General features: G+C 58.4%; 21 protein-coding genes. 15 read left to right on the forward strand and 6 right to left on the reverse strand.

Annotation, left to right across the window (positions count from 1 at the left end; all coding sequences use genetic code 11):
- Positions 1–7: 7 nt before the first annotated feature.
- Positions 8–1,216 (reverse strand): cytochrome c oxidase subunit II, encoded by a 1,209-nt coding sequence (gene coxB / locus A3714_RS04885; RefSeq protein ID WP_062817427.1) that lies wholly within the window; start codon positions 1,214–1,216, stop codon positions 8–10.
- 401 nt (positions 1,217–1,617) lie between these two features.
- Between coxB and A3714_RS04890 the strand changes: the two genes are divergently transcribed.
- The gene (locus A3714_RS04890) at positions 1,618–1,947 is read left to right on the forward strand and encodes a DUF1820 family protein (RefSeq protein ID WP_062817428.1); all 330 of its coding nucleotides are present in this window, start codon (positions 1,618–1,620) and stop codon (positions 1,945–1,947) included.
- Positions 1,948–2,423: 476 nt separating this feature from the next.
- Here the strand turns inward: A3714_RS04890 and A3714_RS04895 are convergent, their stop codons facing one another.
- Entirely contained in the window at positions 2,424–2,681 is a 258-nt protein-coding gene (locus A3714_RS04895; protein ID WP_063508474.1) for a twin transmembrane helix small protein, read from the reverse strand.
- A 160-nt stretch (positions 2,682–2,841) separates the two neighbouring features.
- Here A3714_RS04895 and A3714_RS04900 point away from each other — a divergent pair, with 160 nt between their 5' ends.
- The 8 genes from A3714_RS04900 (at position 2,842) to A3714_RS04935 (ending at position 10,207) form a co-directional block, all read left to right on the forward strand.
- Positions 2,842–3,594: an SURF1 family protein gene (locus A3714_RS04900; RefSeq protein ID WP_063508475.1), complete on the forward strand. Its 753-nt coding sequence runs from the start codon at positions 2,842–2,844 to the stop codon at positions 3,592–3,594.
- Positions 3,594–4,208 carry a hypothetical protein gene (locus A3714_RS04905; RefSeq protein ID WP_062817431.1) on the forward strand — a complete coding sequence of 205 codons (615 nt, stop codon included), beginning with the start codon at positions 3,594–3,596 and terminating at the stop codon, positions 4,206–4,208. Before A3714_RS04900 ends, A3714_RS04905 begins: the two co-directional genes overlap by 1 nt.
- 13 nt (positions 4,209–4,221) lie before the next feature.
- Positions 4,222–5,292 (forward strand): heme A synthase, encoded by a 1,071-nt coding sequence (locus tag A3714_RS04910; RefSeq protein WP_062817432.1) that lies wholly within the window; start codon positions 4,222–4,224, stop codon positions 5,290–5,292.
- A gap of 2 nt (positions 5,293–5,294) precedes the next feature.
- Positions 5,295–6,206, forward strand: coding sequence for a heme o synthase (gene cyoE, locus A3714_RS04915; protein WP_063508476.1), 912 nt, complete (start codon positions 5,295–5,297; stop codon positions 6,204–6,206).
- A 160-nt stretch (positions 6,207–6,366) separates the two neighbouring features.
- Positions 6,367–6,822: a DUF962 domain-containing protein gene (locus tag A3714_RS04920; RefSeq protein WP_063508477.1), complete on the forward strand. Its 456-nt coding sequence runs from the start codon at positions 6,367–6,369 to the stop codon at positions 6,820–6,822.
- Positions 6,823–7,141: 319 nt separating this feature from the next.
- A complete protein-coding gene (locus tag A3714_RS04925; RefSeq protein WP_063508724.1) occupies positions 7,142–7,729 on the forward strand; it encodes a LemA family protein in 588 nt (195 codons plus the stop codon).
- 10 nt (positions 7,730–7,739) lie between these two features.
- Entirely contained in the window at positions 7,740–9,647 is a 1,908-nt protein-coding gene (locus A3714_RS04930; RefSeq protein WP_063508723.1) for a M48 family metallopeptidase, read from the forward strand.
- A 194-nt stretch (positions 9,648–9,841) separates the two neighbouring features.
- The gene (locus A3714_RS04935) at positions 9,842–10,207 is read left to right on the forward strand and encodes a hypothetical protein (RefSeq protein ID WP_063508722.1); all 366 of its coding nucleotides are present in this window, start codon (positions 9,842–9,844) and stop codon (positions 10,205–10,207) included.
- A 384-nt stretch (positions 10,208–10,591) separates the two neighbouring features.
- Here A3714_RS04935 and A3714_RS04940 read toward each other — a convergent pair whose 3' ends face one another.
- On the reverse strand, positions 10,592–11,638 hold the full coding sequence (locus A3714_RS04940) for a GNAT family N-acetyltransferase (RefSeq protein WP_082844677.1): 1,047 nt from the start codon (positions 11,636–11,638) through the stop codon (positions 10,592–10,594).
- A gap of 263 nt (positions 11,639–11,901) precedes the next feature.
- Between A3714_RS04940 and A3714_RS18355 the strand changes: the two genes are divergently transcribed.
- Both A3714_RS18355 and A3714_RS04950 read left to right on the forward strand, forming a co-directional pair.
- On the forward strand, positions 11,902–12,501 hold the full coding sequence (locus tag A3714_RS18355) for a cold-shock protein (RefSeq protein ID WP_082810900.1): 600 nt from the start codon (positions 11,902–11,904) through the stop codon (positions 12,499–12,501).
- A 72-nt stretch (positions 12,502–12,573) separates the two neighbouring features.
- Positions 12,574–14,118 carry a sodium:solute symporter gene (locus A3714_RS04950; RefSeq protein WP_062817439.1) on the forward strand — a complete coding sequence of 515 codons (1,545 nt, stop codon included), beginning with the start codon at positions 12,574–12,576 and terminating at the stop codon, positions 14,116–14,118.
- On the opposite strand, the gene A3714_RS04955 is transcribed toward A3714_RS04950, so the two are convergent.
- Positions 14,070–14,717, reverse strand: coding sequence for a hypothetical protein (locus A3714_RS04955; protein WP_063508720.1), 648 nt, complete (start codon positions 14,715–14,717; stop codon positions 14,070–14,072). The genes A3714_RS04950 and A3714_RS04955 overlap by 49 nt on opposite strands.
- The gene (locus A3714_RS04960) at positions 14,707–15,906 is read right to left on the reverse strand and encodes an exo-alpha-sialidase (protein ID WP_231866128.1); all 1,200 of its coding nucleotides are present in this window, start codon (positions 15,904–15,906) and stop codon (positions 14,707–14,709) included. The genes A3714_RS04955 and A3714_RS04960 overlap by 11 nt, the downstream gene beginning before the upstream one ends.
- 437 nt (positions 15,907–16,343) lie before the next feature.
- On the opposite strand from A3714_RS04960, the gene A3714_RS04965 reads away from it, so the two are divergent.
- The 4 genes from A3714_RS04965 to A3714_RS04980 all read left to right on the forward strand — a co-directional run bounded on the left by A3714_RS04965 (position 16,344) and on the right by A3714_RS04980 (position 19,627).
- Positions 16,344–17,069, forward strand: a complete 726-nt coding sequence (locus A3714_RS04965; RefSeq protein ID WP_063508718.1) for an START domain-containing protein — start codon at positions 16,344–16,346, stop codon at positions 17,067–17,069.
- Positions 17,070–17,144: 75 nt separating this feature from the next.
- Entirely contained in the window at positions 17,145–17,885 is a 741-nt protein-coding gene (locus tag A3714_RS04970) for a 1-acyl-sn-glycerol-3-phosphate acyltransferase (protein ID WP_063508717.1), read from the forward strand.
- 318 nt (positions 17,886–18,203) lie between these two features.
- The gene (locus tag A3714_RS04975; RefSeq protein ID WP_063508716.1) at positions 18,204–19,043 is read left to right on the forward strand and encodes an SDR family oxidoreductase; all 840 of its coding nucleotides are present in this window, start codon (positions 18,204–18,206) and stop codon (positions 19,041–19,043) included.
- A complete protein-coding gene (locus A3714_RS04980) occupies positions 19,043–19,627 on the forward strand; it encodes a DUF938 domain-containing protein (RefSeq protein ID WP_063509441.1) in 585 nt (194 codons plus the stop codon). The genes A3714_RS04975 and A3714_RS04980 overlap by 1 nt, the downstream gene beginning before the upstream one ends.
- Here the strand turns inward: A3714_RS04980 and A3714_RS04985 are convergent.
- On the reverse strand, positions 19,624–19,884 hold the full coding sequence (locus A3714_RS04985; protein WP_062817446.1) for a DUF1145 domain-containing protein: 261 nt from the start codon (positions 19,882–19,884) through the stop codon (positions 19,624–19,626). The two genes, A3714_RS04980 and A3714_RS04985, sit on opposite strands and share 4 nt — an antisense overlap.
- Positions 19,885–20,000: the final 116 nt, after the last annotated feature.

Here is a 20,000-nt window from a genome sequence, read left to right on the forward strand (position 1 = left end):
CCCTCCCTTATTCGTGGTCGTTAACGTCGGCGGGCTGGATCAGGTCGCCGGTGTCGTTGCCGAATGCGTTACGCTCGTAGGTCACTACCGCGGCAATCTGGCGCGGAGTCAGCTGAGCCTTGAATGCAGGCATGGCAGCACGGCCATTAACCAGCACATCGATGTGTTCGTTCAGGTATTCCGGCTTGGTGGAGAAATCGGTACCCGCAAACGGCAGACCGATACCACCTTCACCATTGGCGCCGTGGCACAGTGCACAGGCGCTGGCATAGACCTGCTTGCCTTCTTCCATGGCCTGATCCAGACCACTGAACGGGGTCAGGTCAGGGCCGGAGGCGGCTTTCTCTTTCTCTTCGGCAATCCAGGTCTTGAATTCGTCCTGGCTGACCACTTCCACTGCGATCGGCATGAAAGCGTGGTTCTTGCCGCAAAGCTCGGCGCACTGACCGTAGTAAGTGCCTTCCTTGCCTTCCGGAACCTTGGCCCACATTTCATTGACGAAACCGGGGATAGCGTCTTTCTTGCCACCGAAATCGGGGATCCAGAAAGAGTGGATCACGTCGTCGGAGGTTACCAGGAAGCGAACTTTCTGGCCGGACGGAATGACCAGCTTGTTATCCACTTCCAGCTGGTAGTTGTGATCTTTCTCGGGAGCTTCCTTGCCGACCAGCTCTTTGGCGGTGCCATAGGGGAACAGACCACCGGACAGCACCGGGTTGTTGTACTGCTCCGGGGGAGTCGCCAGGTTGGAGAAGAAAGACACACCAATGTCGTTGTCGTCTTCGTAGGTCAGGTACTCGTAGCTCCACTTCCAGCGGTAGCCGGTCACCTTCACCGTCAGTTCCGATTCTGCGCTGTCGTCGATCTGCACCAGAACCCGGGTTGCAGGCACCGCCATGGCGATCAGAATCACGAAGGGAATCACGGTCCAGAGGACTTCCAGAAAGACATTCTCATGGAAGGTGGCCGGATTGGGGTTCTTGGCGCGGCGATGGCGGATCATGGAATACACGATCAGGCCAAACACCAGCAGACCAATAACGGTCACAATCCAGAGCACGGTGGTGTGAAGATCTTGAATATCCTGACTGACCTGGGTCACCCCCGGTCGCAGGTCGAGGTCGGAACGTTCGGTCCAGTCGCTGGCGAAGGTCATGCCACTGATCATCAGTGACGTCAGACCCGCCGCCGCGCGGTGGAACAGAGTTGACTGCATGCGTTTGCTCCCTGTTTTCCCCAGCATGGCCTCGTAGGGCACGCTTGTTCTTTGCCGTCACCGGCACCTGGAAAGCGAAGTTTCAGGATGATGCGGTGGAGCCACAGCCAACGCCTTGACCCGCAGACCTCAGCGACCAAGGGGGCGGCCACCAATAGGGATCATACGGGTGGCAAAATCCAATAAAATCAAACAGCTAGAAATCAGCATGATCAATTTCGCCGGATAGCCACAGGTGCGGCAAATTGCCCCACTGCATATATGGGCGCCAACTCTAGTCATTCGGATGGCCAAAGTCCAGCCGAAAGGTAGGGTTTATCAAGCCTTTCAGGCAGATACGAGCCCTCCCTCATCGTGCTAGACTCCGCTCCCCTTTACCACACACAGCTTGTACCACATCCATGTCAAAACGACGTCAAATCTATCGGGTGATATTCCACAATCAAGGTCATGTGTACGAGATCTATGCCTCACAGATATACCAAAGCGACCTTTACGGCTTTGTCGAGGTGGAAGACTTTCTGTTCGGAGAGCGGGCCAGCCTGGTAGTGGACCCGGGGGAAGAAAAGCTGAAACGGGAATTCAACGATGTGATGCGTTCCTTTATTCCCCTGCACGCGGTGATCCGTATCGATGAGGTGGAAAAGGAAGGCGTCGGCAAGATCATCGAGTCCAGCGGCAACAATATCACCGCTTTTCCCATGCCGCCGGGGCCGGCACCCAAGAAGTAACCCTTCTCGCCGGACATCAGACAAAAAAGAAGGGCGCCAGTCTTACTGAACGCCCCGAGGGTTGCCTGATGTTACAAGAGGAGAAAACGTATCTTGCTTACCTGATTGGTCCACCGGCGGGGAAAAAGGTTCCACCCACCGGAAAAAAATGTGATCGGGTTCAAACCCGGGGTTTCGCCGAATCGCGCAGCGGGTCGCCGGTATTGAGCGTCACCTGCTCGGCCCGGGCCAGCAACCGCACGAACAGAACCACCATCACTCGGGTTATCCATTCCATAACGCAGCCTCCAGACAATTCGGGGATGGGGTGAAGTGCATCCTGCTCCTTGGCCATCCATTTCCTGGCCCTTCACCACACTGTGCCCGCACTCGGCGGGCTCGTCAGGTGAGAGGCCGGCACTCAGGAGAAGTTCGGGGACCCGGCCCGTTTTTACCTGACTTTTACAAGCCGCTTCTTCTTATATAGGCAGGGAGCGTTACTGGGCCGGGGCGCTCTGCTCGATGGGCTGACCGTAACGTTTGGTGGGATTCACATCGTGAGGCTGAATCCAGCCCATCATCATGCTCAGCAGAATGAACAGGAAGATCACCGCCGAAAACCCTACCCGCCAGGCCAGGGCACGCATGGTCTTGCCGGACCTGCCATCATCCTTGACCAGGGAGAACAGCGCCCGGCCCAGGGAAACCACCGCCGCAATCAACAGCACGATGACTATCAGTTTCACCCACCACATACATACACTCCGTCTCGATGGCCCTTGGTCTTGACACGCGCTTGGCGGCAAGCGGGCTTTACTATACTGTGCCGCCATTGTAATGGCCGCACCTGCCAGTGCACGCACTATCCGCTGCAGCCCATTCATCATGGATGCTGCAATCGCGAGAGCAAAGATCATGTCAAACACCGAGAACCGACGTCCGGTTCTGTCCTGGATCGCCTTTCTGGCTACCCTTGCGGTGGTAGCCATCTGCCTGCGGCTGAGCTGGTGGCAGCTGGAACGGGCCGAGGAAAAACGTCTGTGGCTGGCGACACAGGAAGAAAAGGCTCGCCAACCGGCAGCAGGCCTGCCCGCCCTGCTGGCTGATCCTGCCCCCCTCCACAGACAAGCCGCGCTCTCCGGCAGACTGGATAACACCCACAACGTGCTGCTGGACAACCGAATCCGCGATGGAATCGCCGGTTACTATCTTCTTACCCCCCTGCAGACCCCGGAGAATCATTGGGTGCTGATCAACCGGGGCTGGCTGCCACGCGGCGCCAGCCGGGAGCAGTTGCCGGAGATAGCCGCCATCAGCGGGACAATTACGGTGGAGGGCACGGTGTATCGCCCCTCCCGGGAGACATTTGTCCTGCAGAATGCCCCATTGCCCGACAATCAGTGGCCTTTGCGTGTACAGAAAGTGGATTTTGACGCCATTGGCGAAAAACTTGGGGTAGAATTGGCGCCCTTCGAAATCCGGGTGCGCCCGGATCTGGCTCTGGGCGGCCAGGCGCCCTTGCCTCGCCCCTGGCAGGACATCGCCCCCATGGGCCCGGACAAACACAAGGCGTATGCGCTGCAGTGGTTTGCACTGGCATTGGCCGCACTGCTGATATATGTTGCCGCCGCCGTGCGCAACCGGCGCAGAACCCGAGAGGACACCTAATGTCTCCACGGATCAAGAACATTGCCACTCTGGTGGCAATCGTTGCCCCTTTTATCCTGTTTTTTCTGGCGGGTCGCTTTCTGATAGACCCCTGGGAACTGCCAAGGGAAAACAAGGGCCAACTGCTGATTCCCCATATCGACATGGCCACCCTGAATGCCGTCGATGAAGAGGGTGAAAACTATAACGGCGACGACATGGCCGGCCTGTGGACCATCCTGTATGTGGCAGGCAGCGACTGTGACACTCGCTGCAAGAATGGTCTCTACTACCAGATTCGCCAGGTACGCCTGACCCTGGGTGCCGATGTGGACAGGGTGCGCCGCGTGATCCTGCACACGGCTCCACCCAGCGAAGCCCTGAACGACTTCCTCAACAATAACGTGGACGGCATGGTCTCCATTCATGCCGATCCGCAAACCGTGAATACCGCCCTGGCACCGGTTTACGACACGACCACCGGTGAACCGATTGGCGATATTTTCCTGGTCAGCCCGGACGGCCAGATCTTCATGCGTTATCCCACGCACGAAAACATGGATGCCACCCTGGAAGAGGCGGAAAACATCCGCGTCGATCTCAAACGCACCCTGAAAGGGTCTCTGATCGGTTAACGGAACGCTAACTATGCAAGCGCTTACTCGCTCACAAATCTGGCTGCGCCGTTTTTGCGTACTGGCTGTGCTTATGGTGTCAGTCGTCATTATCCTTGGAGCCTGGACACGCCTGTCGGATGCCGGCCTGGGTTGTCCGGACTGGCCCGGTTGCTATGGACACCTGGATGTTCGAAAAGCCATCGATCATGTCAACACGACCAACAGCGCCATGCCGGGCAGCCTTCGCGAAGCGCACAAAACCGTGCCGGAGATGGTCCACCGCTATTTTGCCTCCAAGCTGGGCCTGGTGATCCTGATCATCGCCGCACTCTCATTACTCAATCGCAAAAAAGAGAAACAACCGGTCAAACTGCCCCTGTTCCTGCTGGCTCTGGTGATCTTCCAGGGGATTCTCGGCAAATGGACCGTCACCATGGGGCTGCAACCCACCATCGTGATGCTGCACTTGCTGGGGGGATTCACCACATTCACGTTGTTGGTACTGCTGACGGCGCGGCTTTACCGGTGGCCCAGCTTCCTCAATGATTGCGACGTGCGCATGCTGAAACCGCTTGCCTCGATCACCCTGGTAGCCGTGATCCTGCAGATTGCGCTGGGCGGCTGGACCGCCAGCAACTATGCGGCGGTCGCCTGTACCGAACTGCCGGTGTGCGAAGAAGGCTGGCAGGACCGTCTGGACTTCGAGGAGGCCTTTATTTTCTGGGGGCACGAGCATGACAAACCGGACTACGAATTTGGCGTGCTGGATAACGACGCCCGCACCACGATTCATGTGATGCATCGCTTCGGCGCCTTGCTGGTGACCCTGCTGGTGCTGGCACTGGTGGGTAAAATCTTGCTGCGGGCCCGCAGCGTCTTTTTCCGCAATTTTGCCCTGGTGATCCTTGGCCTGCTGGTGGTGCAAATCGGCCTGGGGCTGAGTAATGTGATGTTTGCCGTTCCCCTGGATGTGGCCGTGGCCCATAACTTCGTGGCCGTGTTGCTGCTTGCCAGCCTGGTGCTGTTTATCCGTGCCATCAACGTGAAATGCGGCCTGCGCAAACCGTCTGCGTCAACATCGTCCAAAGCGCAAGGAGCGTGACCATGAGCCAACCTGCCACCTGGCGCGACTATCTGGCCCTGACCAAGCCCGGGGTTGTCATGCTGCTGATGGTGACTGCCGTGGCCGGCATGTTTCTGGCCACCGAGCCAGCCGGCATGGTGCCCATGGAGATCTTCATTCCGGCTTTCCTGGGACTGACCCTGGCCATGATGTCGTCCGCGGCCATCAACCAGATCATGGACCAGAAAATCGATGCGATAATGAAACGCACCGAAAAACGCCCGCTGGTGGCCGGCAAGCTGAGCCCGAAAGCCGCCATTGCCTTCGCGGTGCTGCTGGCGGCCGCATCCATGGTCATGCTGTATTTTCTGGTCAATCCGATCACCGCCTGGCTAACCCTGTTCGGCTTCGTCGGCTACGCCTTCGTCTATACCCTCTATCTGAAGCGTGCCACCCCACAGAATATCGTTATCGGCGGTATTGCCGGGGCGATTCCCCCGCTACTAGGCTGGGTGGCGGTCACCGGGGAAGTGCATCCCTACGCCTGGCTGCTGGTGCTGATCATCTTCGTCTGGACGCCACCGCACTTCTGGGCCCTGGCCATTCACCGCCGGGACGAATACGCCAAGGCAGATATCCCCATGCTGCCAGTGACCCACGGCATCCCCTTTACCCGGGAATCGGTGCTCTACTACACCATCCTGCTGTTTATCTGCACCCTGCTGCCCTATCTCACCGGCATGAGCGGCCTGATCTACCTGCTCAGCGCCCTGATTCTCGGGCTGGTGTTTCTCTACCACGCGGTGCGACTGCGGTTTTCCACCGACCCCAAGCTGCCGATGAAAACCTTTGGCTATTCCATTACCTATCTGTTTGCGCTGTTTACCGCACTGCTGGTCGACCACTACCTGCCGGTGACGCCGCAGGCTGTGGCCGGGTGGCTTGGCGCGTAAGCAAGACATTTCCCGATACGAGTTTCGAGTCGCGAAAAGCAAGCCCCGGGCCCGACCTGGCCTTTCGCAACTCGCTTCTCGTCGCTCGCAGCCGAACTTTCCGAGCTGCATTTTGGGTGCGATACTCCTGATAACGGCAAACACACCGAGGGAGTAAATCATGACTACCCGCAGCATGGATGAGTGGCTGGACGCCTACGGCGAGAGCCACCAGAACCCAACGAACAAGAAAGTACACTTTATCTGTGTCCCGGTGATCTTCTTCAGCATAGTGGGGTTCCTGTGGGCACTGCCTGCGCCCTTCTTCGCCGGCTTCTGGGCCTTTCTCACCCTGGTTGGCGTCACCCTCTATTACGCGCGTCTTTCCCGCCCCATTGCCCTGGGAATGCTGATTTTCAGTCTGGCCTGCCTGTTCGTTCTCTTCCTGATTGCCGCCAGCGGTGCCAGCGTCTTCTGGGTTTCCCTGGTTCTGTTTGTTGCCGCCTGGATCGGCCAGTTCTGGGGCCACAAAGTAGAAGGCAAGAAACCGTCCTTCTTCGAGGATATCCAGTACCTGATGATTGGTCCGGCCTGGATCATGGGATTTCTGTATCGCAAGTGGGGGATCAAATACTGACAGCCTCTCTACGAAACCACTGTAGGAGCACCTCTCGAGGTGCGAACCGAGCGATAGCGAGGGATGCGTTAGAGGTTAGCGCCAAAAGCATTTTATTGATAAAGCATTGAAGCAAGGATGACCGCTACTCCTTCGCCAGGGCTCGGATTCGCACCTCAAGAGGTGTACTGGCTACGCTCACCCTTCGGGCCGCACGGAACTGCGTGCGTTACTCCGCTACGCTCCGTTCCTACAGGCGCCTACTAGTGCCGCCTTTCCCCATTAACACTTTTGCAGTAGTTTATAGCCACAATAAAACTGCACGGGGAAGGCTGTCGTCATGGGGACTCTTATCTTTATCGGTGTGATCGTCGCCGTCATCATCTACATCATCGCCGTCTACAACCGTTTGATTGCACTCAAGAACCGTTTCAAGAACGGCTTCGCCCAGATTGATGTGCAACTGCAGCGCCGTCATGACCTGATCCCCAATCTGGTGGAAACCGCCAAGGCCTACATGAGCCATGAAAAAGACACCCTGACCCAGGTGATTGAGGCCCGTAATCAGGCAGTGAACGCCAAAAAAGCCGCTGCAGACCATCCTGACGATGCTGGCGCGGTCCGCAATCTGGGCAAGGCCGAATCCCTGCTCTCCGGCTCCCTGGCCAACTTCTTCGCCCTCAGCGAAAACTACCCGGATCTGAAGGCCAACGAGACCATGGCCCAATTGATGGAAGAGCTCAGCAGCACGGAAAACCGCATCGGTTTTGCCCGCCAGGCGTTCAATGATGCGGTGATGAACTACAACACCTACCGCGAACAGTTCCCGCAGAATTTTATCGGCGGCCTGTTCGGCAGCTTCAAGGAAGCCCAACTGCTCAAGATTGAAACCGAGGAAGCACGTCAGGCGGTGAAAGTCACCTTCTGAGTCGGCCACCATGGATTTCTTTCGGCATCAGGAGCGGGCCCGCCGCAAGACCGGACTGCTGGTCCTGTATTTTATTCTCGCGGTGGCGGCGGTGGTCCTCTGCGTCAATCTGGCATTGCTGCTGGCCTTCGTGTGGATGGACGTACAACTGGTCCCCCCCAGCCAGTGGTTTAGTCACCCTCTGACGCTCTGGATCACCCTCTTCACCCTGTTGGTGATGGTGTGTGGCTGCCTGTTCAAGACCTGGCAATTGCGGCGGGGAGGCAAGGGACTTGCTGCCATGCTCGGCGCTCGCCCGATTGATCCGGATACCCGGCACGGCGACGAAAAGAAACTGATCAATGTGGTGGAGGAAATGAGTATCGCCTCCGGCATCCCCGCCCCTCAGCTTTATGTTCTGGACAAGGAAGAGGCGATTAACGCCTTTGTGGCCGGCTTCCGCCCCTCGGAAACCGTGCTGGTGGTCACCCATGGCACCTTGAAAAAACTGGACCGGGACGAACTCCAGGGCGTGATCGCCCATGAATTCAGTCATATTTTTAACGCTGACATGCGCCTGAATCTGCGACTGATCGCCGTGCTTGCGGGCATTCTGGCAGTGGGCAAGATCGGCGAATTCATGCTGCGCGGCTCCTCCCGTCGCAGCACCTCCAACCGCAAGGGCAACAGCCTGATACTGGTAGCGCTGGCTCTGGTAGTGGTGGGCTATCTGGGCCTGTTTTTCGGTCGGCTGATCAAGGCCGCCATTTCCCGGCAGCGAGAGTTGCTGGCCGACGCCTCCGCGGTACAGTTCACCCGTAACCCGGCCGGCCTGGCCGGTGCGTTGATCAAGATCCGTAACGGCGACGGCTCCCACCTGGATTCGGTACACGCCGAAGACATGAGCCATATGTGTTTCGGCGAAACCCTGGGGTTTCGTTTTCGCAATCTGCTCGCCACCCACCCCCCGCTGGATGACCGTCTTGGCGCCCTGGGCAGCGACTGGGTTGCCCGGGCCCGCAGCCGCGCACGTTCGGCGACCCAGGCCGCCACGCCATCCACCGCATCCGTACCGGAAGGTGTGTCAGCATTCCAGGGAGACAGTGGCGCCAGCGTCGAGCCGACTGTGGCCGAGCCGGCAACGTCCCGGCGGGTGGGGACAGTCAGCGACGCGGACCTGGGCTATGCCCGCACCCTGCTGGAGACCCTTCCTGCCGATCTGCACAAAAAGCTTCACAACCCGCACCAGGCCGAACTGGCCCTGTATGCGCTGATACTCAGCAGCTCGGACAGCGACCCGCAACGCCTTCTGCAAAGCGCCGGCCTGGGCGAACACCTGTCTGACCTGCTGCCCTTGCGCCAGCAACTGTCCGAGCTGGGCAGCCGACTGCGCCTGCCCATCATCGATCTGGCACTTCCTACCCTCAAGGGGCAACCTTCAGCCCAGCGCAAGGCTATTCTGGAGCGGCTGACAAGCCTGACCCAGGCCGACCAGCGCACCACCCTGTTTGAGTGGGCACTGGTCGCCCTGGCTCGACAGCAACTCGACGATCATGCCAGGCGCAACCGTCACACCCGCTTCAATCGCTACCGCTCAGTGGCAGGTGAGCTGCAACTGGCCTTCTCGGTGATGACCTGGGCCAGTGGCGCTCGCGACGAGCAGGCCCGGGCCCTGTTCCGACAGGCCAGTCATGGACTGCTGCCGGAGGCTCGCACTCTATTGCCTCTGTCCCAGTGCAGCAGTCAACGACTGGGACAGGCGCTGGATCGGCTTGCCGACCTGTCTCCCCTGCTCAAGGGCCCGGTGATCGACGGGCTGGCGGACCTGGTGTTGGTGGACGGCAAAGTGCAGGTGAGCGAAGCCGAAATGCTGCGCGCCATAGCCGCCTTGATGGAGTGCCCCTTGCCGCCCCTTTTCGCAGGCCGACAACACAGCTAAATGCGCACATCAAAAAAATGAATAATGTTCATTTGTCCGATATCTCTTACACTTTTTGCGGCAAATCGCCGCTGTACCGGCTTTTGATTGCAGGCACAATGCAGTCATCGCCATAACGCTGCCACCGGTCGCAAGCCGTGTGATAAGCCAGCCGCATTCAAGGACGATCCGGAAGCAAGGTCGAGGAAGACGCCATGGAACCGAACAAAGCCAGCACTCGCAATGCCTGGGATGCTGTGGCCAGCATCACCACACAAATCCGCGACGGCAGCCTGGACCCGGCGCTGACTGACTGGATCACCGCCCGCGGCTTTGCTCTCACCAGCACCGTATTTTCCAGCGTTTGCCGTTTTGATGATGGCGTCTACACCGGCACCCTGGTGGATCATCAGGGCCACGCCTGGGAGTTCCTGGCCGACCTGAATGATCCCCATGGCAGCGAGCTGGAAGATGTCACCGCCCACCTGGGGCCGAAATCCCCGGATCACCCCAACGCCGATCTCTGCGATCTGGTTACCATGGCGATTTACTACCAGCGCGAACAGCAAGTGGCTGCTTAACACCAAATACGAAACCGAAGATCGGGAATTCCGGCAAGGTATTCAGCTTGCCGCTGGTGCGTCGCTGGCGGCGCGATTCCTTCCATGCCGCCTACCAACCCCGTTGGAGCCCATGCTCGCATGGCGAATAGGTTTGGGAGATGGCATCAGGAGGGGGGATTTGGATAGACCTGTCGAGCGCTGGCATTCCTGATCGCCCTGCGGCCGATTTCCGCGCAAGCGCGGTTCGCGGCTCAAGCGGGGTTATTCGCTTCGCTCACCCTTCGGGCCGCACGGAGCAACGTGCGTTACTTCGCTACGCTCCGTTCCCACAGCGGCTTCGTCGAAGCGCCAATATTCCGGGAATTTGCCAACCTTTGCCTACCCAACAAGCATAGCTTGTAGCTAGTCTCCGCCCCCTTTTCTGAACGGCAACAGCGTCATGGCCTCTTCCCGGTAACGCTGCACGTGCGCCGCCTCTTCCCGGCAAAAATCCGCAATGGCGCGGTGAAAAGCCGGCTCACGCAAATGGTGCATGGACCAGGTAATCACCGGCTCGAAGCCACGGAGAATCTTGTGCTCCCCCTGGACTCCCGGATCAAACGCCGCCAACTGCTGCTCAATGGCAAACTCGATGCCCTGGTAGTAACACAGCTCGAAATGCAGGGCATCCCGCTCTTCCAGACACCCCCAGTACCGTCCGTACAGACACTTTGCATCGAAAAAATATAATGCGGCCGCCACGGGACGCTCTCCGTCCCGTGCCAGTACCAGCATCAGTTGTTCCGACAACCGCTCGCCCACAGCCGAAAAGAAGGCCTCGTTCAGGTAGGGCAACTGGCCTCGCTTCAGGTAAGTGCTGGCATAGCACTGGTAGAAGAACGCCCAATCGCTGGCGCTGATCCGGTCACCATGATGACGGGTAATGGTCAGCCCCTGCTCCTGGACGCGTCGCCGCTCCTTGCGCAGATTCTTGCGTTTGCGGGACTGGAACTGGCCAAGAAAATCCTCAAAGTCCCGGTAGTCCCGGTTCAGCCAGCGAAAATGGCAGGCCTGCCGGGATACCAATGGCAGTTCCTGCAACTGCTCCCGCGCTGCGGCATCGGGAAACAGCAGGTGCCAGCCGCTGGCCTGATGTTCAGCCATCCTGTCCTTTACCCCGGACCAGAGCGACGCTGCAGACAGATCACCACGCCAACGGGGCCCGGTGACCGGCGTAAAAGGAATCGAGGTGACCAGTTTCGGATAGTAAGCCAGGCCATGGCGGTGATAGGCCTCCGCCCAGCTGTAATCGAATACATACTCGCCCCGGGAATGACTGCGCAGATAGAGAGGCATCCAGCCCTGCTCTGTCTCCAGGTGGCAGGGTTGCCAGCCGGTTTTCGGGGCAACGGCCCCACAGCCCTGCAGGGCATCGAAAAAATCCTTGCCTAGGAAGGGGTATACAGACACAGCCTCTCCAGAATGCCGCATGAGTTTCGTCGCCGGCTTGGGTACAATGCGCAAATTGTACGGTTCAAAAACCTGTGTCGACGGCTGGGATCCCGTCGCAAACAGTGACACCGTGCAATACCGCCTCGTTTCCCGGCGGTTTACAGAGACTGTTTCAGGCCGGCGCCACCCATTGTGACCGCATATTCTCCGCGGAACAGCGGCGTTTTGGCCGGAATCAGCTACTTTTATCACTCATCGCTCAACAAGGTAACGTCAATTTCATGAATGTCTCTAAACCCCTGACCGTTTTTTATGTGGTTGCAGCCCTGTTACTGGCCATTCCCGGCGCCTGGCTGCTTTTTGCTCCGGAAATGGCACTGGTCACCCTCCACGAGAATCTTGCCGTGGTGAAAATCTCCAATATCCACAGTCAGCAAACCGGCCTGGGCCTGCTGCTGGCGGCAGTGGTAAATCTGGTTTGTCTGCTGGGTGGCGGACAACGCCTGCCTCTGCACGTGGCGGTGTTCTTCTATCTGGCCGGTCTGGTGGCCAGCCATGGCAGTGTGGTCTTTGCGGATCAATGGTGGCTGTGGCTGCCGGTGCTGGTCTACCTGCTGCCGCTGTTGCCACTGGGCAAACTGGTACCGTCCAAACTGCCGCTGGTGGGCGGGAATGGCCAGCAGCGTGGCGAAGTGAAGTGGTTCAACCCCAACAAGGGCTTCGGCTTCATCCTCACCGATAGTGGCGAAGAACTGTTCGTACATTTCAAGGCGGTACAGAACGGCGGTCGTCGCAGCCTGCGCACCGGCACCCGGGTCAGCTTTGACACCCGCATGTCCGACCGCGGCGAACAGGCCGATAACGTCTACATCGAACAATAACGCTGCTCGCGACCGGCAACACGCCAGCAGGCGCGCTGCCGGTCGCCGGTTGCCTGTATCGAGAGAACAATAATGACATTGGCAACGGCTGACTGGGTGGTCCTGGCGGGCTACCTGTGTGTGGTGCTGGGCATCGGCATCTACTTTTCCCGACGCAACACCAGTACCGAGGAATACTTTGTGGGTGGCCGCCGCTTTCGCGGCTGGGTCATCGGGTTGTCTCTGGTAGGCACCTCCATCAGCTCCATCACCTTCCTGGCCTACCCGGCCGACGCGTTCAAGACCGACTGGCTTCGCTACCTGCCCAACCTGGCCCTGTTGCCGGCCATGCTGGTGGCGGCGTTTGTTTTCCTGCCGTATTTTCGACGCGGCAATATGACCAGCGCCTATGAATTTCTGGAACAACGTTACGGCCCCTCCATCCGTGTCTACGGAGCCGTTGCCTTCCTCGTCGCCCAGATAGTGCGCCTGGCGATGATCCTGTGGCTGCTGTCCCTGCTGATACAGCAGGTCACCGACCTGTCCCCTGCCACGGCCATCGTCCTCGGCGGGCTTTTTGTGGGCCTGTATACGGTAATTGGTGGTATTGATGCGGTGATCTGGACCGATGTGCTGCAGACCGTGGTGTTGTTGCTGGGCGGGCTGCTCTGCCTGTGGGTGGTACTGGAGGCCCTGCCCGGCGGGCTCGGGCAAATTTTTGATCAGGCAGGCAAGGCCGGAAAATTTGCCCTTGCCCCCTGGGAGGATGGCGCTCCCGGCGAGACCTCCTGGTCACTATCGCTGAGCGAAAAAACCGCCACCATGATGTTGCTGATCGGCCTGACAAACTGGCTCACCGAATACTCCAGCAACCAGAACACCGTGCAGAGATACTGTGCCTCCCAGTCTACCGCGGAAGCCCGCAAGGGGCTGTGGGTATACCTGTTCACCGCGCTGCCCATCTGGGCGTTCTACATGTTTCTGGGCACGGCCCTGTGGGTGTTTTTTCAGGTCTATCCGGATGTCCAGGCCGGCGCCATTCTCAGTGGCGAAGCTCGCGCTGAAACCTTGATGCCCTATTTCATCACTAACTACCTGCCCGCCGGCGTAGCGGGCCTGGTGATTGCTGCGGCCCTCGCGGCGGCCATGAGTTCGCTGGATTCCAGCATCAATTCGGTGACGACCGTGAGCGTGGTGGATCTCTACCGTCGCCATTTTCACCCCGGCCAGGATGACCGCCACTATCTGAAAGTGGCCTGGGGCATCGCGGTGGCCGTTACCGGCCTGATGATTGCCGGAGCCCTGTGGCTGAATGAGGCAGACACCAAAACGCTGCAGGACACGTCCACCATTCTGGTGTCGTTACTGGGCGGGGGCATGCTGGGATTGTACTTGCTGGGGTTCTTCAGCCGCCGGGGGGATGCCCGGGCAGCCTGGTGCGGCATCATCTGCACCCTGCTATTCACTGGCTGGACGATCCTGACCAACAAGGGGCTGCTGCCGGAAGCCCTGAGCGCCCCTTTCGATCTCTACTACACCGGCCTGATTGGTAATCTGCTGATGTTTGCGGTGGGATATCTGTCCGCCAGTTACTGGCCGGCGGACAGGTCGTCAGCCTTGGCGGCGGACGAAGACTGACTGCTTGCTGCCGGAGTTTCGGGCGCGGGCATGGCCCGCGCCTGCAACAGGCGATCACGGATCAACCAGCCCGCTGCCCAAAGTACCAGCCAGGGATCAATCAGATAGTCCCAGAGATTGTCACTGACCAGTAGATCCGCACCGAATGCCAATTGCGCGGACACCAGAATCAGACAGGTGGCATAGGCGCGCAACACCCAGGCCAGCAACCCCAGTAACAACAGCGCGGTACTGAACTGGAAATTGCCGAAGCCCAGGGCGTACGGGTCCGCATAACTGGACCCCATGCTCATCGGGTAGAACCACAGCGCCATCAACACCAGCATCATGCAGGCTCCGCGCAACTGTTTCAGGGGCAGCCAGTAGTGGCCGACAATGCGATGCTGAATGGCCAGCACCGCCAGCAGGCCTGAGGAAATGCTGAAGCCGGCAAGATAACTGTTCACCCAGGGGGCCAGTCCCAAGGGAAATGGCAACACCGCCCAAACGAACACCAGCACAGACAGTATTATTCGCCCGCGCACGGAGAGCAGCGAGGCACTGATGCGCAACTGTACTGCCACCAGCACCAGGGCGCAGACCAGAATATCAAGCGTCATTATTCTGCTCCTCGTTGCTGTTTAGGGCCGCGGAATCCGCTTTCAGCCAAAGGTGGCGGATGGCGGTTTTGTTCCAGGTGTAGACCATGTGCAAATCGCCGCTGCGGGTCCGAATCATGTAGGGGTAGTCGTACTGGAATTCGCAGCCGAGACGACCATCACACTTGTTGTGGCGAGCCCGATCCAGAAGCCGGGAGGGATCTTCCGGCGGCACATCACTGTTCAACTCCGGATGGATCAGGGTAGAGAATTGCTGCTCGGTCATTTCCTTTCCGCGCCAGCGCTCCCGATCGTGAAAGGTCCAGCGTTCCTGCCAGCTACGCCCCCCATCACGGGTTTCGCGGATACACAGATCATCCCGTTCAATGCGGTTACAGTTGGCAGCGATCAGCCAGTGACCTTCTGCCATGGCCAGACCACTCAAGGCCGCACTGGGGTTTTCCAGGGAAGAATACGCCAGCTCGTCCCACTGCCAGCCCCCGTCATGGCTTTCTGATTGATAGAGAAAGCCGTTGTTGGGCTCGTTTTCATTACGCAGGAAAGCCACCGCATGGGAGGGGCTGTCTACCAGCACCAAGGGCTGGATCGCCTTGCGTCCATGACCAATACGGGCCTTGCCGAGAATCTGGTTGTCCTTGTCCAGCCGCAGTATTTCACCGAATTTGCCGGCCATTTCATGATAGACCGGCAGGCCGATGGTGCCATCGCTGTAACGAATAGGGGCGGTTTTAACCAGAGTACTGATATTCAGGAAGGGCGTGGTGACCAGGACACCGTCGAAGCGCCAGTTTTTACCCTGGTCAAAGGACTCCATCACCACCACACGACTGCCTGCCCAGCCACCAAAACTGACCGCCACCACAAACAGGCGCATCCGACCATCATCATCCAGCACAGGCACCACATTGCCGAGCTTGCGCACATGGCGGCCCCAGCCTTCCGCAATCTGTTGCCGGGTAATCACCGGCTCTTCATTGGACCAGGTACCGGACTGCGGATCGAACACCGAAGAATGAATGGCCACATCCGCCGCGCCCTCACGGCTGCCAGCAAACCAGAATGTCCTCACCGAGCCATTCGGCAATTCCACCATGGATGCGGCATGCACCAACGGAGTGTCGCCATCGGAGACGAACGCACTTCGCCATTCACCGTTATCCGGCACCTTGGCCTGTGGTTCTTCAATCATGGCGGGAACCGGTTCCCAAAGGTGGGAGGGGGAAGCGGCAAAGTATCCCGCCACCAACATGGCCCCAACAAAAAGGTGAAATGCACGTTTACGCATAGGTAGTTGGCCAGAAAAACCGAATTATCGTGTCGTCGGCCAGAGACCGCCGACCTGCGGCAGGCAAGTCTAGCAAAACCGCATAAAATTGCCTGCCATCGAAGCATCGAATGACAACCGATCATCCGAAGCGGACAGCAGAGCGATCCGCCAACGGTCAAAATATGTTCAGCGGGATCGCAATAATGGCATAATGCCGCCGCGTTCAAGGAGCCTCTGTATAACTCCTTGTTTACTCAGCGTGGCCTAGATTGCGGGCCAGCCTGAAAGACTGAGCATGCAAGGAGTTATTCAGAGGCTCCTAAATTCCAATAACAGGCACGCAAGGATCCGGTTTTTCCATGGACAGACTCATCGCTCTCTTTGTGGCACTCATTGTTGCCTCTTTCAGCCAGACTGCCCTCAGTAATGATCTGGAGGACTGGAAGCTGGTTAGCGACCGGAATGATATCCAGGTCTACATGAAGCACCGGGACGAATCCCGCCTCAAGACATTCCGCGGCGTCACCCGTTTTACGCTGTCCGACGAATACTCACTGGTCGCCTTGCTCAATGATTACCCGTCCTACCCCAAGTGGCTGCACTTTGTGGACAGTGCGGAAGAATTCAACCGGGTCAGCCCGCTTGATCGCTCGCTGCGTTTTACCACCCAGCTTCCCTGGCCACTGGCCGACCGGGAAGCCGTTTTGCGTGCCAAGGTCACGCAGACCCTGACCGAAGACGAAGAATCGGTGATGGTGGACCTGATCAACCGGCCGGACGCCCTGCCGCCCAATAATGAATATATCCGCTTCCCGGAAATGACCGGCAAGCTGGGCTTTGTGCGCCTGGGCAATCAAAGAGTGGAAATGACCTACGAGCTGATTCTGGATCCCGGCGGCTACATTCCCGCCTGGATCGCCAATATCCTGCTCCGTGACGCGCCCTACTTCACCCTGGAACGATTGCGCCGCATCGTTAGCAAGCCGGAATACCAGAATCATTATTATGATTATCTGGATCTTCGTGGCCCTGGCCGCCCCTCGGCAGCAATGGGTAGCGCAAATAATGAAAACGTAACAAAGTAATTATCCATCTGTCATATTCGGCCAGCTCTCCATTACCATAAGGAAAAACCTGAACAGGTACGGAGAGCTCGATCCATGCGGCTGTTTTTCTTCCTCTATAGCTGGCTTGTCTTTGTTCCGCTAATGGCAGCCACGACTCTGGTACTGGGGGCACTGTGCCTGTTACTGGTGCCCTTCCTGCCCGCGGATCGGGTAGCCCGTCTTACCGCTGTGCCATGGGCAAAACTCTGCCTGCTCTATAGCGGTGTCCGCGTGGATGTGCATGGTCGCGAGAATCTGCGCCCGGGGCAGAGCTATGTGATCGTTGCCAACCATCTCAGTCAGTTCGACATTTTCGTGCTGTACGGTTATCTGGGAGTGGATTTTCGCTGGGTCATGAAACATGAGTTGCGGCAGATGCCAGTGATTGGCATCTGCTGCGACAAACTCGGCCATATTTTTATCAACCGGTCCGATACCCAGGCCGCCATTGCCAGCCTCAACCAGGCCCGCACCCGACTGGCCAACGGTGCCAGCGTGCTGTTCTTTCCGGAAGGCACCCGCAGCCGCAGTGGCCAGCTCAAGCCCTTCAAGAAAGGCGCCTTCAAGATGGCCCTGGACCTGCAACTGCCGGTGCTGCCGGTCACTCTCACCGGGACCTTCGAGATACTGCCACCGGGCACCGCACGGTTGCGCCCCGGTCAGCATGCCCAGATCACGCTGCACCCTGCCATTTCCCCATTGGGCCACAGCGAGGCGGAGCTGGTGCGGCTCATGCACCAGAGCCATACCGCCATTGCCGCCCCCCTTGGCGAAGCCTGCCCCCAACCGGGCTAGCCCCGTCTTCCCCGGCCACAGATTATCCTCAGCGCCGCTGGCCAGCGGCGCCATCGTCACGGTAATACTTCCTTGTTAGACAAGATTGGCCCATTCTGCAGTGACAAAGTGTCTACACTCGATCGCCGAATTGAGTTGAGAGTTCAAAGTTGAAAGTTTCAAGGCGCGAGCCAGCTTGTTTGAAACTGACATGCCCTGCCCGCGCAGCAACCTTGTAACGGCGCAGATCAGGGATTTTCCGTTGGCACTGTCAGCGCCTGCGTGTTTCAACTTTGAACTTGCAACTTGCGACTGAATTAAGCGGATACAGGAGTCATCATGAAGAATTTCAAAGACAAAGTTGCCGTTATCACCGGTGCCGGTTCCGGCATTGGCCGTGCTCTGGCTCAGGAACTGGCGTCCGCTGGTGCCAAGCTGGCCCTGTCTGACATCAATGAAGCCGGCCTGAAAGAAACCGCCGATCTGCTGGGTCTGGCTGAAGACCGCCTGATGACCCGCAAACTGGACGTGGCAGACCGTCAGGCGTTTTATGATTTTGCCGATGACGTGGTCAACCATTTCGGCTATGCCAACATGATCTTCAACAATGCCGGTGTTGCCCTGGGTGCCACCGTTGAGAAGATGAACTACGACGACTTCGAGTGGTTGATGAACATCAACTTCTGGGGCGTGGTTTACGGCACCAAAGCCTTCCTGCCTTACCTGAAGGAAGCAGGCGAAGGCCATATCATTAACGTGTCTTCCGTGTTTGGACTGATCGGCATTCCCACTCAGTCTGCCTACAATGCGGCAAAATTCGCCGTGCGCGGTTTTACCGAATCCCTGCGCCTGGAGCTGGAAATGGAACAATGCGGTGTCTCCGCCACGTCCATTCATCCCGGCGGCATCAAGACCAACATCGCCAAGTCCGCTCGCATTAGCGATGATGTGGCCGCCATCACCGGATCCGATCCCGCGCAATCCAAAGCGGATTTCGAGAAGATGTTCCGCACCACACCGGAAGAAGCCGCCAGCACCATCCTCAAGGGGGTTCGCCAGAACAAGCGTCGGGTACTGATTGGTTCTGACGCCCTGGCGATCGACACCATGCAGCGGCTGTTGCCTACCAGCTACCAGCGTCTGATGGTGATGGGCCAGAAGTTCATGAACAAGAAGTAATGACAGAACGCCCTTACTCCCAGGCCTGCGAGAACAACAAGGCTCCGATCCTGGCCGTGCTGAAGCAGCATTGCCAGGCGCCGGGTACCTTGTTGGAAATTGGTGCCGGTACCGGCCAGCATGCGGCCTGGTTGTCCGGGCAACTTCCCCATCTGCAATGGCAGCCTTCCGATGTGGCCGCCAACCTGCCCTATATCCAGCAGTGGCAGAGTGATCCGGGCAACCGGGCCCTGCCACCGCTGGCGCTGGACGTTGCCGGCGAATGGCCAGCCGGCCGCTTCGATTACCTGTTTACTGCCAACACCTTCCACATCATGGCCGAGCCACTGGTGGAAGCCTGTATCCGCAAGGGCTGTGAGCATTTGACCGAGGACGGCAAATTCCTGGTCTACGGCCCGTTCAACTACCAGGGCCAATTCACCAGCGATTCCAACCGCCAGTTCGACCAGAGGCTGCGAGAGGGTGACGGTGACCGCGGCATTCGCGATCAGGAGTGGGTGGTAGAACAGTTCGCCCGCCAGCAACGCCACCTGCTGGCCGACCATGAAATGCCCGCCAACAACCGGCTACTGGTATTTGGCTAAACCGTGTGCCGCAGGGTCCGCATTCTCGGCTTGAGATAGGCCACCCCGAAGATCATGATCATCAAGGCGTCGCGCCAGTGAAACAGCCCTCGCCGCCGAATCCATACCATAAAGCCGATGCATTCCAGGGCATGCAGGACCGCAACAACCAGCCCGGCCCCCAACAGCAAACGGTCGAAGGGCGACGGCAGATCCAGGAAAATGGCTAACCCTACTGCCACCCAAAACACTACAATAACCCCGCGAAGCAACCCCATAAGAAACATCCTCTGACAGCGCTGGCTATTTTTTCTACAATACCCCGTTTTCAGCAGGAACGGGTGGACTGATTACCGCCCCGCGGCTGTGTGCCGCCAGTGCCAATATCGGCACA

The organism is Alcanivorax sp. HI0007, assembly GCF_001635525.1.
Taxonomy (GTDB): domain Bacteria; phylum Pseudomonadota; class Gammaproteobacteria; order Pseudomonadales; family Alcanivoracaceae; genus Alcanivorax.

Excerpts from the sequence above, each read along its gene's own strand:
- coxB (WP_062817427.1), bottom strand. The coding sequence starts at position 1,216 with ATGCAGTCAACTCTGTTCCACCGCGCGGCGGCGGGTCTGACGTCACTG.
- A3714_RS04890 (WP_062817428.1), top strand. The coding sequence starts at position 1,618 with ATGTCAAAACGACGTCAAATCTATCGGGTGATATTCCACAATCAAGGT.
- A3714_RS04895 (WP_063508474.1), bottom strand. The coding sequence starts at position 2,681 with ATGTGGTGGGTGAAACTGATAGTCATCGTGCTGTTGATTGCGGCGGTG.
- A3714_RS04900 (WP_063508475.1), top strand. The coding sequence starts at position 2,842 with ATGTCAAACACCGAGAACCGACGTCCGGTTCTGTCCTGGATCGCCTTT.
- A3714_RS04905 (WP_062817431.1), top strand. The coding sequence starts at position 3,594 with ATGTCTCCACGGATCAAGAACATTGCCACTCTGGTGGCAATCGTTGCC.
- A3714_RS04910 (WP_062817432.1), top strand. The coding sequence starts at position 4,222 with ATGCAAGCGCTTACTCGCTCACAAATCTGGCTGCGCCGTTTTTGCGTA.
- cyoE (WP_063508476.1), top strand. The coding sequence starts at position 5,295 with ATGAGCCAACCTGCCACCTGGCGCGACTATCTGGCCCTGACCAAGCCC.
- A3714_RS04920 (WP_063508477.1), top strand. The coding sequence starts at position 6,367 with ATGACTACCCGCAGCATGGATGAGTGGCTGGACGCCTACGGCGAGAGC.
- A3714_RS04925 (WP_063508724.1), top strand. The coding sequence starts at position 7,142 with ATGGGGACTCTTATCTTTATCGGTGTGATCGTCGCCGTCATCATCTAC.
- A3714_RS04930 (WP_063508723.1), top strand. The coding sequence starts at position 7,740 with ATGGATTTCTTTCGGCATCAGGAGCGGGCCCGCCGCAAGACCGGACTG.
- A3714_RS04935 (WP_063508722.1), top strand. The coding sequence starts at position 9,842 with ATGGAACCGAACAAAGCCAGCACTCGCAATGCCTGGGATGCTGTGGCC.
- A3714_RS18355 (WP_082810900.1), top strand. The coding sequence starts at position 11,902 with ATGAATGTCTCTAAACCCCTGACCGTTTTTTATGTGGTTGCAGCCCTG.
- A3714_RS04950 (WP_062817439.1), top strand. The coding sequence starts at position 12,574 with ATGACATTGGCAACGGCTGACTGGGTGGTCCTGGCGGGCTACCTGTGT.
- A3714_RS04955 (WP_063508720.1), bottom strand. The coding sequence starts at position 14,717 with ATGACGCTTGATATTCTGGTCTGCGCCCTGGTGCTGGTGGCAGTACAG.
- A3714_RS04960 (WP_231866128.1), bottom strand. The coding sequence starts at position 15,906 with ATGATTGAAGAACCACAGGCCAAGGTGCCGGATAACGGTGAATGGCGA.
- A3714_RS04965 (WP_063508718.1), top strand. The coding sequence starts at position 16,344 with ATGGACAGACTCATCGCTCTCTTTGTGGCACTCATTGTTGCCTCTTTC.
- A3714_RS04970 (WP_063508717.1), top strand. The coding sequence starts at position 17,145 with ATGCGGCTGTTTTTCTTCCTCTATAGCTGGCTTGTCTTTGTTCCGCTA.
- A3714_RS04975 (WP_063508716.1), top strand. The coding sequence starts at position 18,204 with ATGAAGAATTTCAAAGACAAAGTTGCCGTTATCACCGGTGCCGGTTCC.
- A3714_RS04980 (WP_063509441.1), top strand. The coding sequence starts at position 19,043 with ATGACAGAACGCCCTTACTCCCAGGCCTGCGAGAACAACAAGGCTCCG.
- A3714_RS04985 (WP_062817446.1), bottom strand. The coding sequence starts at position 19,884 with ATGGGGTTGCTTCGCGGGGTTATTGTAGTGTTTTGGGTGGCAGTAGGG.